Consider the following 15,284-nt stretch of genomic DNA (forward strand, 5'->3'; position numbering starts at 1 on the left):
ATCACCTCACATGCCGAGTTTCTCGAAGATCTTCCCGAGCTTCTCTTCCAGAGTCGCCGCGGTGAATGGCTTCACCACGTAGCCGCTTGCGCCCGCCTGTGCAGCGGCAATAATGTTCTCTTTCTTCGCTTCTGCGGTCACCATCAGCACCGGCAGAGAGGCCATGCCTGCATCCGCGCGGATGGTTTTCAGCAGTTCGAGACCGTCCATGTTCGGCATGTTCCAGTCGGAAATCACAAAACCAAACCCGCCAGCCTGGAGTTTGTTCAGCGCATCCACCCCGTCTTCTGCTTCTTCAACGTTGTTGAAGCCTAGCTCTTTTAGCAGGTTGCGCACAATGCGACGCATGGTGGAAAAGTCATCCACAACCAAAAACTTAAGCTCTTTATCCGCCATAAAATAATACTCCTGAGTCAAATACGTATTGCCTGTCCGGCACTGATTTTCGCCAGCATCTGCTGGCTTACCTGGCTAAGATCGACCACTTCGCTTACGCCACCCATATTGATGGCCTCGCGCGGCATGCCGAACACCACACAACTTGCTTCATTCTGCGCAATCGTCCAGGCGCCAGCCTGGTGCATCGCGAGCATTCCGGCGGCGCCGTCGTTGCCCATCCCCGTCAGGATCACCCCCACGGCGTTGCGCCCCGCATGTTTCGCCACCGAATGAAACAGCACATCCACCGACGGACGGTGCCGGTTAACCGGCGGCCCGTCATGAATTTTGATTTGATAGTTCGCCCCGCTGCGCGCCAGCTCCATATGTTTGTCACCCGGGGCGATATACGCGTGACCTGGCAGCACGCGCTCGCCGTCTTCCGCCTCTTTCACGCTGATCTGGCACAGCTTATTCAGGCGCTCCGCGAATGAGCGGGTAAAGCCCGGCGGCATATGTTGCGTAATCAGGATACCCGGGCTTGAGAGCGGCAATGGCTGGAGTACATGGCGAATTGCCTCTGTTCCTCCGGTTGACGCCCCAATGACCAGCAGTTTTTCCGAGCTGAGTAACGGTCCGGCCTTCAGGGTTGCCGGCGCGGCCATCGGCTTGTGGGCCGCCAGTTTTGCGCGCGACGCGGTACGGATTTTCTCGGCGATCATCTCGCTGTACGCCAGCATCCCCTCGCGAATGCCGAGCTGCGGCTTGGTGACAAAATCCACCGCCCCCAGCTCCAGCGCGCGCAGGGTGATTTCTGAACCTTTACCGGTCAGAGATGACACCATCACCACCGGCATCGGGCGCAGGCGCATTAATTTTTCCAGGAAATCGATGCCATCCATGCGTGGCATTTCGACATCCAGCGTCAGCACGTCGGGGTTATATTTTTTGATTAAATCCCGCGCGACCAGCGGATCGGGCGCTGTTGCCACCATCTCCATATCGCTGTGGCTATTGATGATTTCGGTCATGATCTGACGCATCAGCGCCGAATCATCGACAGACAATACCCTGATTTTACTCATGCTTTTTCCTTACTCAGCGCATAAACCGTTTGCCCACGCAGGCTAAACTCACGCACGAGGTTGCTGAAGTTTTCCGAGTGCCCGGCAAACAGTAAACCGTCAGGCTTGAGCAACGGAACAAAGCGACGCAGAATGTCCTGTTGCGTCGTTTTATCAAAATAGATCATCACGTTACGGCAAAAAATGGCGTCGAATGGCCCCGGCACGTTGTACTGCTTATCCAGTAAATTAACGGGAGCAAATTCCACGCAGTTCGCCAGCTCCTGGCGTACGCGCACCAGTCCTTCATGCGGGCCGGTACCGCGCATGAAGTAACGCTGTAGCTGCTGAGGAGACAGCGTTTTTAGTTCATCCTGGCGATAAACGCCGTTACGGGCTTTTTCCAGCACTTCGGTGTCGATGTCGCTGGCGTACACTTTCCAGCGGCCCGGCGCCATTCCCAGGGTGTCTGCAAGGGTGATGGCCAGCGAGTACGGCTCTTCCCCGGTAGAGGCTGCCGCGCTCCAGACGCGATACTCTCCGCTACGGCGACGGGCGTGTTCCGCCAGCACCGGGAAGTGATGCGCCTCGCGGAAAAACGCGGTCAGGTTGGTGGTTAATGAGTTGATAAATGCCTGCCATTCGGCGCTGTTCTGGTTCGCTTCGAGCATGCTCAGATAGCGGCCAAAATCATCCAGCCCCAGCGTGCGCAAGCGCCGCACCAGCCGGTTGTAGACCATGTCTCGCTTATGGTCCGCAAGCACGATCCCCGCACGCTGGTAGATTAACTGACATATCCGACGAAAATGCGCGTCGGACAGCGCGAGGCGCTGTGTCATCTGCAACAATAATGACGTTTGCCCTGAGGGCATGGGTGATGTCATAGCGCCTTCTCAATCACATTCAGGATACAACGGGTACGGCCTGTGACCGTCCGACTTCTGTTACTGCTTCAACGTGCTCTTTCACATTAAATACGGCGACCAACCCGGTAAGGTGATCCGCCTGGTTTGCCAGCTGATCGGTAGCCGCCGCCGCCTCTTCCACCAGTGAGGCGTTCTGCTGCGTAACCTGATCCATCTGTGTAACGGCCTGCGCCACCTGCTCAATACCACGGCGTTGTTCATCAGACGCCGAGGCAATCTCGCCCATAATGTCGTTAACCCGCGTCACGGAGGTGACAATCTCGTGCATGGTCTGCGCGGCGGTATCCACCAGCGCGGAGCCCTGCTGAACGCGGGAGACCGACTCTTCTATCAGCCCTTTGATCTCTTTCGCCGCGTTGGCGCTGCGACTGGCGAGGTTTCGGACTTCACCGGCAACCACCGCGAACCCGCGCCCCTGCTCTCCGGCACGCGCCGCTTCAACGGCCGCGTTCAGCGCCAGAATATTGGTCTGGAACGCGATACCGTCGATGACGCTGATAATGTCGCCAATTTTCTGCGAGCTGGCGGCAATCTGCTGCATCGTGCTGGCGACGTGAGAAGCCTGGTCGCCCCCACGTTTCGCCGTCATCGCCGCCTGTTTTGACAAGTCGGACGCCTGACGCGCGTTATCGGCGTTCTGGCTTACCGTCGCGGTCAGTTGCTCCATGCTGGCCGCCGTCTGCGCCAGCGATGCCGCCTGCTGTTCGGTGCGGGATGAGAGGTCGTTATTGCCTGCCGCAATCTCGGAGATCCCGGTATGCATGGCGTAACTGCCCTGACGAACGTTGCTTACCGTTTCCCGCAGCGAACTCTGCATCGCCTTCAGGCTGGCGAAAATCGCTGATATTTCATTCCTGCCATACACGGCCACCGGACGCGCCAGGTCGCCCTTCGCCATACTGTCGAAGTGGCTGCTGACGATCGCCAGCGGCTGGACGATCATTTTGCGCGACCACCACAGCGAGCCGCCGGTCAGCAGGGCGGCCAGGATCACCATGGTCAGGAAAATCACCCCTGACATGCGGTAGCTGGTACGGCTGTCCGCACCGGCACGCGCCACAAACTGGTTAATATCCTGCTGCCATGCGTTAAAGCTGTCGTCAAATGCCGCCTGAGACGCCTGCACCGGCGCGGTCAGGAAGTCAGAGAGCTGGTTGTTCTCCAGCCACGTCGCCTGATGGTCGAGATCGCCGTACCACACATCAAAGGTCTTTTTCATGGCGACCTTCAGCGTTTTCTCTTTCTCACTCACCGCCTCCTGCGCCGTAAACGCCTTAAACTGCGCGTCGGCCTGCTTCAGGCTGCTGCGGGCCACGACCATCAGCGCCTTAATATCATCCGGCGGATAGCTCAGCGCGGTTAACGTCCCTGCTTTGTTCAGCGCAGTGCTTGCCTGTAACAGCACGGCACGCGTTTGTGCCAGTGCGGAGCGCTGCTGATTACTCGTCTCAACTTCCTGCAAATTCTGATAGCCATCGCGAAACGCCCAGAAAGACAACCCGTTACTGCCAACCTGCAAAACCCCACACAGGATCAGAATCAAAAACAGTGTGGTCGAGATACGAATACGATTTAACATCCACGCTCCCATCAAGCGGCAAGCAGCCGCGGTTTAATTGTCAGTCAAAATGTTTCCCAGTTTTCATCTTGTCCGGTCACCGCTGCGCGCGTAGGTGTTGTCACGGGCGCCGGGGTTGCTTCGCTGTACGCTGACCGCGAGCTGACCGTATTTGTTGTTTTTGAAGTAAGACGGAACGCCGAGACGGCCATTTTCAGGCGGCTCGCCTGCTCCTCAAGCGCAGCGGCCGCGGCAGCGGACTCCTGCACCAGGGCGGCGTTTTGCTGCGTCACACGATCCATTTCCGATACCGCCAGAGCGACCTGGTCAATACCACGACTCTGCTCATCCGATGCAGAGGCGATTTCACCCATGATGTCCGTCACGCGCGTCACGGCATTCACGATGTCATTCATGGTTTCACCCGCACTTTCCACCAGCACCGAGCCGGTATCCACGCGTGAAACAGAGTCTTCAATCAGGGCTTTGATCTCTTTCGCCGCATTGGCGCTGCGGCTGGCGAGGTTACGTACTTCGCCAGCGACCACGGCAAACCCACGTCCCTGCTCGCCCGCACGCGCCGCTTCAACGGCCGCGTTCAGCGCGAGAATGTTGGTCTGGAAGGCGATGCCGTCGATAACGCTGATGATATCGGCGATTTTCTTCGAGCTGTCGGCAATGTCATGCATGGTTTTCACCACGCCGTCGACCACCCGACCGCCGCGCTGGGCGGTGTCGGACGCGCTTTCTGCAAGCTGCGACGCCTGACGGGCGTTGTCGGCATTCTGCTTCACGGTCGCGGTGAGCTGCTCCATGCTGGCCGCCGTCTCTTCCAGAGCGGACGCCTGCTGTTCGGTACGGGACGAGAGATCGTTGTTGCCCATCGCGATTTCACTCGTGCCGGTATAGATGGCATCCGCCCCCTCGCGCACGTTGGCGACGGTATCAATCAGCGAACGCTGCATATGGTCGACGCTGGTCGCCAGCTCGGTGATCTCGTTGCGACCAGAAACGGTCAGCGTTTTCGTGAGATCGCCCCGGCCAATATCGCGGATATGGGCAATGACGCGGCCAAGCGGATTAAGAAGGATATGACGAATGCCGTACCACACGGCCACCAGCACGATGACCAGCGCGAGGGCGAGCACCGCCATCTGCCATTTCGCGAAACGGTAGTCGTTCTGGCTTTGCGTAAAGGCGGAGTGATAAAGCTCGCCGCTGGCTTTGGCGTACTCGCCGAGCGCCGCGCCGAGGGCGTTCTGCATGCCCTGGGTCGGCTGCGCGAAATAGGCGTCCATATTGCCCTTCTCCAGGAACTGCACCAGCTCCGTGAGGCCGGCGAAGTAGGCCAGATATTTTTCATCTATGTTCGCGCTCGCCTGCGCCATTGCGGGCTGAGGGGCGATTTTTTTGAAGGCCTCGTAATGTTTCGCCGCGTCTGCCAGCGTGGCGCGCGCATTCTTCAGCAGTTCCGTTTTTGCGCTGCTCTGCTGGTTGTTCGGATCCATCATCATGCGGGCAGACGAGCGGCTCAGATTGATACGCGTCTGCAACATCAGATCCCAGGTTGTGGTCAGTTCGCTTTGCTGCATCCGCAAATCGTTCGAGGCCGCGAAGCTGTCCTGGTTCTGTTTTAACGAGGAGAAAAAGAGGCCGCCAGAAATAAGCTGAAGAAGTGCGAAAATGACCAGCACCATCATAAGCATTGTGACAACGCGGATACGGTTCAACATACAACACCTTCTCATCGATTGATTAACGGTGTTATCGGCAGGGGCCACGGGAACTTTACATTTGCGAAAGGGAAAAGCGCGGGGTGTCAGAACGCGACGTCAACGATCAGCGTGTCGGTGTAGGTTCCGGCAGGCGGCGTGGCCTGGCTGGTCAGGACCTTAGCGCTGTAGTTATAGGTGCGTAAAAGCCCGTCGGTACTGACCTGGGATGAGCTGGCGCTGGCCCAGCGCTCGCTGCCACTGCCGCCCCAGCGGTTGCTGGTCGCCTCTTTATAGATGTCGTAACTCATAAAATTGCTGCCGCTAACCATACGACGAACGTTGTTCAGGGCGTTTGCTCCATTATTAATGCCTATGGTGTAGGTGCTGCCCTTGGTGCAGGTGACGGCGATCGACTGCGAAACGGTGGGAAAATTTTGCACCAGCGGCGCGCTGTTAAAATTCACGTCCGGCGTGGTCATCGTGCTGCAATCGTTGGTCACGGTCATGTTGAGGAGAATGGAGGTAGTTGCCGTGCCGGTTTGCGGGGTCAGGCATAGCCCGCCCGCGCCAACGGCGCACACGTTGTAGTTGATGCTGAACGTTAACAACACCTGGTACGGCCCGGCCGTGACGTTCTGCCCCGGCACAGTACGGAAATAAAGCGGAATGTTGTAGCGCCTTGACCCCAGCAGCCCGAGCAGGGTGTTGCCATTCCAGGTATAGGTTTTGCTGATTTGTACTTCACTGTTTCCGCCGCAGCCAGTGGCACCGCACAGGCGCGTGGGGATAACGTCCGCGATGGCCGCATTATCGGTACGCTTCATGGTGGCGCGGCTGTTGGCGGCTATCGACGCCGAGGTGTAGGTCAGCGTCACCGAGTCGTTGGTTAGCAGGTTGAGAACAGTATCGCAGGACACCACCAGCGTGCCGGTGGTTTGCACCTCCCCCGTACTGCTCAGGGCGAATGAGGTGACGCTGCCAAACGAGGCGTTCACCGTACTGACGGTGCAGGCCGCCCAGCCGCTGCCCGAGAACAGCAACAGTATGGCTATCAACAGGCGTTTCACGGCGCCTCCCGGCAGGTCAGCGGACCGTAGGTTTGCAGCTTATGCTCGGGATTTGCGCCCACGTTCAACGTTGCGATACAGCGTTTACCGTCCGGGGTGATGACCTCCAGAGGATTCACATCGTTGAGGTTTTCCAGCCAGGCGAGGCCGTCGTAGCCAACAACCGCGCTACTGCGGGACGCGCGTTTGACCTGGCTTCCCACCGGGATCGCATTGCCCTGCGCGTCATGCAGGATCACGCTGGCAACCCGCTCCTGCTCCATCGGGAAATCCACCAGATAACCGTTATGCCGACGAATCGCCACCCGACGCTCGGTCTCTTTCAGCCGGGTATCCGCAGGTAAGTTCAGGGTATCAATGCGGTAGCTCGCCGGGTAATAGGCGGAAACGCCGCTGACCAGCAGATAACCTTTGTTATTGGTTTTACCAACTGGCTGGTTCTCGTAGCTGACGGGTACGTCCGGATGTCCGTCGGTGCTGATCACCACAAACGCATCGTTGATTTTGTTCGCCGCAAACAGCTCACCGTCCATCAGGACGACAGAGCCCATCGCCTCGCCCCACCAGGTCATCATCCCCTTCTCACCGTAGCCGCCGCCCTGAAGCTCAACATTGTTATTCCGCCAGCCGAGCGTGGCCTGTTGATAGTTACTCGACCGCGACTGGTTGGCCCAGGCCATGTTCCAGCTAAAGCCGCCGTCAGACCGCATCGAGTGGTTGTAGTTAATGCGTTGAGTGCTGCCTGCGTCAGGCGTGTTTTCAAAGGTAACGGCGGCGCTGTCACGTTCGCCCAGAGGGACCTGCAACGACAGCGCAACCGTCCAGTCATCCCGCTGCTGGTCACGGCTGGCCGCCAGGTAAATACTGCTTGAGCGCCACAGATTTCGGCTCCAGGAGAGGTTGAGCAGCTCGGTTTTCCGGCTGTCAAAACTCTCCACGCCGATCCACGCCGCACCGATATTGCCGTAATCACCGAGGTTAAAGGTTAAGGAGTACTGGTCGGTATTGCGGCTCAGGCTGGCAACGGGGTTATCATATTCATCATAAACGGTGGGCTGATCGTACAGGGCGAGGTTGCCGAAGCCGCGGTCGCGTCGGGTATGCTGGGTCGCTACGCTAAACTCGCTGGTGCTGTACTGATAGCCCCAGTTCATCTGGCCCCCTTCGTCGCCGCGCATCCGGCTTTGGGTATAAGACGTGTTCACCACGCCAAAACGCCCGAGCTTCAGCACCGTGCCCGCGCCGCCGAGCGCCAGCGACTCCGCCCCTTCCGCATGCCCCTCCAGCGTCAGCCAGTCGGTCACCCCGTAGCGATACGATCCGCTGCCCGCCGCCGGGCCATAGTCAAAATTCTCTATACCGTAGTTGCGCCGCAGGCTGCCCAGCGTCACGGCGCCGTCGCTTAACCCCTGCTTCAGCAGATCGCTGCTGACATAAAACGGCAGCGTGGTGCTCACCTGACGTCCCAGCGCGTCGGTGGTGACCAGTACCGCATCCCCTGCGCCGTTGATGTACGGCAGATTAGTGAGGGTAAACGGCCCCGGCTGAAGGCGGGTGGAGCCGGAACGGTAGCCATTAATAAAGAGATCGACCGAGGTCGGGACGGCCGCCTCACCGGAAAACGCCGGCAGCGGCCAGGTCACCAGATCCGGACGCAGGGAGAAGTCGCGCCCGTAGCTGATCCCGCCCATCCGCACGCTGGTGCTCCAGCTCAGCGCATCGCTGATGACGTCCCCGACGGTCCAGGTGGTGGCATCCTCCTCGTTGGTGATCAGCAGGGTTGAGTCATAGCGCACGTATCCTTCCTGCTGCCCGCTGCTTCCGGCGAAATTCTGTCGGGCGTACCCTGTCGAAGAAAACGAATAGTCTTCGTTGAAATAGCGGAACTCATGCCACACCGACGCCTGGCCGCCCGTATGTTCGGTATGGTTGGTATAAACGTCGTAGTTGAGCAGCGCGCCCCGGCCATAATGCGGCTTGCTTTGCGCGCTCTGACCGCTAAACGACGTGATCCGTGCCGCAACCCAGTCCCGGGGGACCGTCAGCATGAGCCGCTGGGCGCTGCTGTCATACTCTACGCGTACCGATGAGAGCGTTGAAAGGTTCACCTCTCCGGCAGGCACATGCTCCTGCGGCAGTCCGGCGCGAAGCAAATCCGCTCCTGAAATAAACCAGGCGCCCTCGCGCTGCGTCACCGGCACCACCAGACCCGTGTCATAGTGGTTCAGCACCAGGGCGAGCTGGAATACAGCTTCGCCGTTCATCGTCCGAGCGTCCGGCGGCGGCGGTAAACTGTCGTCGCCGGTTTCGGCAAATGCGCTGGTACTGACGCAAAGCAGGATCATCATCGCCGGTTTCAGTTGACGGGCGTCGATTGCCATTGCGTATCCCTGGCATTAATTTGCGCGCTCATCCGATTCGGCTGATAAATCCCTGCCGGAAGCGGCCAGCTTCGGGTGCTGCCTGGCAGCACATAACCCAGCAGCCCCTCGGCAACCGTGCGTTTTTGCCCGCCCTGCTCAACCGCAACCTGGCTGAGCCTGACGTGAACGTTCCCCTGATTGCGGACCTCAAGCGCGGGTTTCCCCTCCTCCTGAATGACCCGCCAGTTGAGCTGCTGAGTGTTCGCCAGCGCGTGATGCTCTCCTTCGTTGAGGGTGGGGATCCCCTGTCCATAAACAAATAAGGGAATGGAATAGCGCATTTGCAGTTTGAGGCCCATAGACGGTTCCGCTTTTGCATCCGGCTGGGGAATCTCATCCACAATGATGCGGTAGGCTTGCTCGACGCCGGACGGGATCGTCCCCTGCTTAATCAGGCGAATAAGCTGTTTACTGCCTTTAGCGATAGTCACGATCGGCGGGCTGGCGACCACATCCTGCTGGGCGGTGTAACGCTCATATCCGCCCTCCTGTTTCCAGCGCACAATGCGTATCTGCATTGTCGTGGCGCTGTTGCCCTGATTCTGGATCCACAATTCAGTTGCTCTGGCGTCTGCCGAAAGCCACGGATCGATAGGCCAAAGAAGAATGGTTGCGGCTGCTTGCGCCTTAACCGCTGTAAGGGCCGTTATCCCCAACAGACTCAACAGGCCTGACCGCCTGAAAAATGGCTTCATCAATGCTCTCCCTTTCCTACCATGACAAGGTCACGGTGAGTTGATCTGAATACGTTCCTGACGGGCTAAACCCGGTCAAAAGCGCGACGCCAAAAAGAGGCAGCGCGATGTTATTGCTGTTGGTATAGGTAATCGGTATTGCCTGGTTAACCCCAATTTCACTGTTTGCGGCCAAAGAGCTGCTGCTGTAGAGCCGGTAACCGACCACCTCTGTCCCGCCTGAACGCGTCATCCGCCGCACAGAGCTATAATTCTGACCGCCATTAATGCTCATACTTAGCGCCACACCCGGTGTGCAGGCGATGGACAACGCGCCGTCGGCAACAAAGCTGGTGCTGACCGGTGCGCTCTCCACGCCGCTGCGGGTCCCGAAATTCAGCGTACCGAAACGCCCGCCGGTGCCGGTGCTCACCGAGCATCCAGGCACAACCGTCGCGCTCACCCTGAATGACTGAGACGTCACCGCCCCGGCGTCTGGGATCAACATCAGCCCGACCAACAGGGTTAAAAAAGGGTGCACGACGCCCTCTGCGCTGTCGCGCAGACATAACAATGCCTTCATGGCTGAATCAGTAGGTGACGCTGACGTTAATCGTGTCGGTATAGGTTCCCGGTACGACCGTTACGCTATTGCCGCCGCCCGTAATGCGTGCGTAGAGGGTGTAGCTATCCACCCCACCCGCAGTAGAGGCGACCGGCAACGCGGCATTGTTCGCAACCACGTTGTTGTAACCGCTATCGCTGAACAGGCTGTAGGCAACGCCCTGCGCCGCATTGGCGGTGTTGACCAGATAGCGGCCCGGCGTACCTGGGGTGCCGACAACGGTTCCGGGTGCGGTAGCGTTAGTGTTGCCGGTGATCGCCACCGTGTAACTGGCAGTGGTACATTGAATGGTAAAGGTGTTTCCTCCGCTGGCACCGGTTAACTGGGTTGTCAGGGTGGAGAATGTTGCAGGATGAGTGCCGAAATCCAGCGTCCCGAAGTTAATGCCGTTTTGCGTTGGCGAGCCGTTGATCAAGCAGCCGTTTGTCAGCGTCAACGTCGCGCCGATAGTGCCGCTACTGGTGACCGCGAGAGCCTGACCGACCGTTGCCGCCGTCAGCAGCGTGCCCGCGCAGATAAAAAGAAGTTTTCTTTTCATTTACCACCCTCCAGAAGAAATATAGGTTCGCTTGCCATATTTTATTCATACTGTTCAGTATGTTAGCCCCGCTTAAACATTCCCCGGCGCGGTTACTGAGAATTTAGTTTATGGTTAGCACTTCAACCACTTTCATCAAAAAGAGGGCAACCCCGCTCGAATTAACAGGTTATTAACAAACATTACAAAGGGTTAGCAAAAAAAAAGGGCATTATTCTTGCTTAACTTGAGGATATATCGCCTGTAGTGTGATCTGAGTCACAATATATCGTCATGATAAAAACAACGAATTTCATAAAAAATAAAAACAAGTTGTAACTCACGCAGCTTTACTTCAATTTATGCCCCGAATATTTTCCTGCGCTTAAATAAAAATTTTGTATGCATTGACGCAGGAAACTCTTTTAGCGCATAGAGGATCTTTTTGTGGCAAGTGCAAACAAACTCACGCTCTTCATCGTGATTTTCATGCTGGCGGGCATTCTTTCCGGTGCGGCGATCCATGAGTATGCTTCGTCCGACGCGATACAGGCCTGGTCGGAGAACATCACCCTGCTGACCGATATTTTCCTGCGGCTGATCAAGATGGTGATAGCCCCGCTGGTGTTCAGCACCCTGACGGTGGGCATTATGAGGCTGGGTGAAACGTCTACGATTGGGCGCGTCGGGGGTAAAGCGATGGTGTGGTTTATCAGCTCATCCGTACTTTCCATTCTGGTGGGGCTGTTTATTGTTACCCTTGAACAACCCGGCAGCGGTCTGAACCTGAGCATTCCGACAGAGACGGTTGATACCGGCCTGGCCGTGAGCGGGATGTCGCTGAAAGCCTTCCTGTCACACACCATTCCAACCAGCATTGCCGGCGCGATGGCGAACAATGAGATCCTGCAAATTGTGGTCTTCTCGATGTTCTTCGGCATTGGCGGCGCGTCACTGGGCCAAAAATTCAACGCCCCGCTGGTCGCGGCGCTGGATGTGGTATCCCACATTATGCTGAAGGTGACGGGCTACGTGATGTACGTTGCGCCGCTGGCCATTTTCGCGGCGATTTCGTCCGTCATTGCCACCCAGGGGCTGGGCATTTTGCTGAACTATGCCTCGTTTATTGGCGGTTATTATGTGGCGATCCTCCTGACCTGTCTGGTATTGCTGGCCGTGGGTTACATGGTACTGAAGAAAGAGATTTTCCGTCTGGTGGCGATGCTGAAAGATCCGGTGCTGGTGGCGTTTACCACCAGCAGCTCAGAAGCGGCATACCCGAAAACGCTGGAGCAGTTAGCGCGCTTCGGCTGTTCACGTAATATCGCCTCTTTCGTCCTGCCGATCGGCTACTCGTTTAACCTGGTCGGCTCCATGGTGTACTGCTCGTTCGCCTCAATGTTTATCGCCCAGGCGTACAACATTCACCTGAGTTTCACCGAGGTGACGGTGCTGATGTTAACGCTGATGCTGGCCTCGAAAGGCATTGCGGGTGTACCGCGCTCGTCGCTGGTGGTGCTGGCGGCAACCATTCCGAGCTTTAATATTCCGGTGGCCGGGATCCTGCTGCTGATGGGGATTGATCATTTCCTGGATATGGGACGGTCCGCCATTAACGTGCTGGGGAACGGGATTGCGACGGCGATGCTGTCGCAGAATGAAGGGGCGCGGGAAGCGGAGGCAGAGCTGGTGGAGCAGGAGGCGTAAGGTTACAAAAGAGCCGGGTGGCGGCTTCGCCTTACCCGGCCTACGAATGGCTCGAACACGTAGGCCGGGTAAGCGTCAGCGCCACCCGGCTTTATTTTATGCCACGTGATTCGCCGCGATATCCAGCAGCGCCATCTCTTCGCTGTTCAGCAGCTTCTCAATATTCACCAGAATCAGCATACGCTCGCCGAGCGCACCCAGCCCTGTCAGGTATTCCGTCGACAGCGTGACCGCAAACTCCGGCGCAGGACGGATTTGATCGGCGGTCAGCGACAGCACATCTGACACGCCGTCCACCACAATCCCCACCACGCGCTGCCCCAGATTCAGAACAATCACCACCGTGTTATCGTTGTACTCCACATCGCCCTGGCTGAACTTCACGCGCAGATCCACGATAGGCACAATCACACCGCGCAGGTTGGTCACACCCTTGATAAACGCTGGCGTATTCGCGATGCGCGTTACCTGATCGTACCCGCGAATTTCCTGCACTTTCAGGATGTCGATACCGTACTCTTCATCACCTAAAGTGAAAACCAGGAATTCCTGCCCAGAGGGCTCGCCCGCCAGTTTCGTTACGTTACTCATACCGGTCATGTTATTACCTTTTACTTAATCAGGCGGCTGTGTTCGCCACACGTTGTTCACGATTTAATCCCTGAAGTGCCGATACATCGACGATCAGCGCGACGCTACCATCACCCAGGATGGTGGCAGCAGAGATCCCCGGCACTTTGCGGTAGTTACTTTCCAGGTTCTTAACCACCACCTGATGCTGACCAATCAGCTGATCGACCAGCAGCGCGTAGCGGCGTCCGGCGCTTTGCAGGATCACAACGATACCCTGCGTGGCCTCGGTTTTTGCCCCGTCCACTTCGAACAATTTCCACAGTTCCACCAGCGGCAGGTACTCGCCGCGCACTTCGAGCACGCGCTCGCCGCCCGCCAGCGGATGCAGATCTTCTTCGCGCGGCTGGAGGGATTCCATCACCGCGTTCAGCGGCAGAATAAAGACTTCGTCCGCCACTTTAACGGACATGCCGTCAAGAATGGCCAGCGTCAGCGGCAGCAGGATACGGATCGTGGTGCCCGCGCCCTGCTTAGACTGGATCTCAACGTGACCGCCCATCTCCTGAATGTTACGTTTCACCACGTCCATGCCCACGCCGCGGCCGGAAACGTCGGTGACCTGCTCTGCGGTTGAGAAGCCCGGGGCAAAAATCAGCATGCCCACTTCTTCGTCAGTCATGTTTTCGTTGACCGCCATGCCCTGCGAAATCGCCTTCGCCAGAATGCGCTCGCGGTTCAGGCCCGCGCCGTCATCGGTCACTTCGATGCAGATGTTGCCGCCCTGATGTTCTGCTGACAGGATCAGGTTGCCCACTGGCGATTTTCCGGCTGCCACGCGGTTTTCCGGCAGCTCAATGCCGTGGTCGAGGCTGTTACGCACCAGGTGCGTTAACGGGTCGATAATGCGTTCAATCAGGCTCTTATCCAGCTCGGTGGAGCTGCCCATCAGCGTGAGTTCGATCTGTTTGTTGAGCTTGCTGGCCAGGTCGCGCACCAGGCGCGGGAAGCGGCTGAAGACATATTCCATCGGCATCATGCGGATGGACATCACCGATTCCTGCAAATCGCGGGCGTTACGTTGTAACTGGCCCATGCTGGTGATGAGATCGCCGTGGGTCACCGGGTCCAGCTCGTTGGAGCGCTGGGCCAGCATCGACTGGGTGATCACCAGTTCACCCACCAGGTTAATCAGCTGATCCACTTTCTCCACCGCCACGCGAATGCTCGTTGACTCGCTGGAGCGCGCCGCCGGTTTTTCACCGCGGGCCGGGGCGGCCGTCTCTTTGGGCACGGCTTTCAGTGCAGGGGCAGCGGCAACTACCGCAGGGGCAATTTCTGCCGGCGCGGGCACTTCAACGGCCGCCGCCTCGGTTTCAAACGCAATTTGATCCGCTTCAATCACGAAGCACAGCACCGCCACAATGTCATCCTGACCGATCCCGCCGTCGAGCGTCGCGGCCAGGCTGTCTTTACCCTTCACCACGTTGCTGAGCGTCGCCAGGTTACCCAGCTCCTCTTCCAGCAGGTTGACCTCGTTCTCTTTCAGCCGTGACAGCACTACGCGCAATTTTCCTGCGGGCGCATCAGGCGCACTGTCTGGTTTGGCCGCGGCGTCAACAACGCTCAGTTTTGCCGCAGGGACAACGGGCGCAGACGCCTCACCTTTGGCTTCCAGCGCTAACTGACGCAGCGCGTTGCAGATGTATTCAAAGCTGGCGGCATCAGGCTCTGCCGAACTTTTATAGGCGTCGAGCTGTTCCTGCATAATATCTTTCGTTTCCAAAAACAGGTTGATAATGTCGGTATTGAGCTGCATCTCACCGCGTCGTGCTTCATCCAGCAGGTTTTCCATTAAATGGGTCGTTTCCTGCAAAATGGTAAATCCAAACGTTCCGGCTCCGCCTTTAATGGAATGCGCCGCACGGAAGATGGCGTTGAGCTGTTCTGAGTCCGGTGCCTCGGGCACCAGATCCAGCAAATGTTGCTCCATATCGGCCAACAATTCGTCGGCTTCATCAAAAAATGTCTGGTAAAAATCGGTAATATCCATGCTCACG

General features: G+C 57.7%; 13 protein-coding genes. 1 reads left to right on the top strand and 12 read right to left on the bottom strand.

What is annotated here, in order from left to right; all coding sequences use genetic code 11:
• Positions 1–6: 6 nt before the first annotated feature.
• The 10 genes from cheY to ACQG1K_RS13330 form a co-directional block, all read right to left on the bottom strand.
• Positions 7–396, bottom strand: coding sequence for a chemotaxis response regulator CheY (cheY, locus tag ACQG1K_RS13285; RefSeq protein ID WP_000763862.1), 390 nt, complete (start codon positions 394–396; stop codon positions 7–9).
• Between the two features lie 17 nt (positions 397–413).
• Positions 414–1,463: a protein-glutamate methylesterase/protein-glutamine glutaminase gene (locus ACQG1K_RS13290; RefSeq protein ID WP_014884341.1), complete on the bottom strand. Its 1,050-nt coding sequence runs from the start codon at positions 1,461–1,463 to the stop codon at positions 414–416.
• Positions 1,460–2,326: a protein-glutamate O-methyltransferase CheR gene (gene cheR / locus ACQG1K_RS13295; RefSeq protein WP_017384409.1), complete on the bottom strand. Its 867-nt coding sequence runs from the start codon at positions 2,324–2,326 to the stop codon at positions 1,460–1,462. The genes ACQG1K_RS13290 and cheR overlap by 4 nt, the downstream gene beginning before the upstream one ends.
• A 19-nt stretch (positions 2,327–2,345) precedes the next feature.
• Positions 2,346–3,947, bottom strand: a complete 1,602-nt coding sequence (gene tap / locus ACQG1K_RS13300; protein WP_032624035.1) for a methyl-accepting chemotaxis protein IV — start codon at positions 3,945–3,947, stop codon at positions 2,346–2,348.
• A 44-nt stretch (positions 3,948–3,991) separates the two neighbouring features.
• On the bottom strand, positions 3,992–5,659 hold the full coding sequence (gene tar / locus ACQG1K_RS13305) for a methyl-accepting chemotaxis protein II (RefSeq protein ID WP_032624034.1): 1,668 nt from the start codon (positions 5,657–5,659) through the stop codon (positions 3,992–3,994).
• Positions 5,660–5,745: 86 nt separating this feature from the next.
• Positions 5,746–6,708 carry a Csu type fimbrial protein gene (locus tag ACQG1K_RS13310; RefSeq protein ID WP_023300457.1) on the bottom strand — a complete coding sequence of 321 codons (963 nt, stop codon included), beginning with the start codon at positions 6,706–6,708 and terminating at the stop codon, positions 5,746–5,748.
• On the bottom strand, positions 6,705–9,089 hold the full coding sequence (locus ACQG1K_RS13315) for a fimbria/pilus outer membrane usher protein (RefSeq protein ID WP_032624033.1): 2,385 nt from the start codon (positions 9,087–9,089) through the stop codon (positions 6,705–6,707). Before ACQG1K_RS13315 ends, ACQG1K_RS13310 begins: the two co-directional genes overlap by 4 nt.
• The gene (locus ACQG1K_RS13320) at positions 9,065–9,826 is read right to left on the bottom strand and encodes a fimbrial biogenesis chaperone (RefSeq protein ID WP_023300459.1); all 762 of its coding nucleotides are present in this window, start codon (positions 9,824–9,826) and stop codon (positions 9,065–9,067) included. The genes ACQG1K_RS13315 and ACQG1K_RS13320 overlap by 25 nt, the downstream gene beginning before the upstream one ends.
• Before the next feature lie 16 nt (positions 9,827–9,842).
• Positions 9,843–10,388, bottom strand: a complete 546-nt coding sequence (locus tag ACQG1K_RS13325) for a Csu type fimbrial protein (RefSeq protein WP_022648507.1) — start codon at positions 10,386–10,388, stop codon at positions 9,843–9,845.
• A gap of 7 nt (positions 10,389–10,395) precedes the next feature.
• The gene (locus ACQG1K_RS13330) at positions 10,396–10,968 is read right to left on the bottom strand and encodes a spore coat protein U domain-containing protein (protein ID WP_022648508.1); all 573 of its coding nucleotides are present in this window, start codon (positions 10,966–10,968) and stop codon (positions 10,396–10,398) included.
• Positions 10,969–11,394: 426 nt separating this feature from the next.
• On the opposite strand from ACQG1K_RS13330, the gene ACQG1K_RS13335 reads away from it, so the two are divergent.
• A complete protein-coding gene (locus tag ACQG1K_RS13335) occupies positions 11,395–12,654 on the top strand; it encodes a dicarboxylate/amino acid:cation symporter (RefSeq protein WP_032624032.1) in 1,260 nt (419 codons plus the stop codon).
• A 96-nt stretch (positions 12,655–12,750) separates the two neighbouring features.
• Here the strand turns inward: ACQG1K_RS13335 and cheW are convergent, their stop codons facing one another.
• Entirely contained in the window at positions 12,751–13,254 is a 504-nt protein-coding gene (cheW, locus tag ACQG1K_RS13340) for a chemotaxis protein CheW (protein WP_003859699.1), read from the bottom strand.
• 19 nt (positions 13,255–13,273) lie between these two features.
• On the bottom strand, positions 13,274–15,283 hold the full coding sequence (gene cheA, locus ACQG1K_RS13345; protein ID WP_353416550.1) for a chemotaxis protein CheA: 2,010 nt from the start codon (positions 15,281–15,283) through the stop codon (positions 13,274–13,276).
• Position 15,284: the final 1 nt, after the last annotated feature.

This window comes from Enterobacter cloacae complex sp. 402C9 (assembly GCF_050030745.1).
In the GTDB taxonomy this organism is placed as follows: domain Bacteria; phylum Pseudomonadota; class Gammaproteobacteria; order Enterobacterales; family Enterobacteriaceae; genus Enterobacter; species Enterobacter intestinihominis.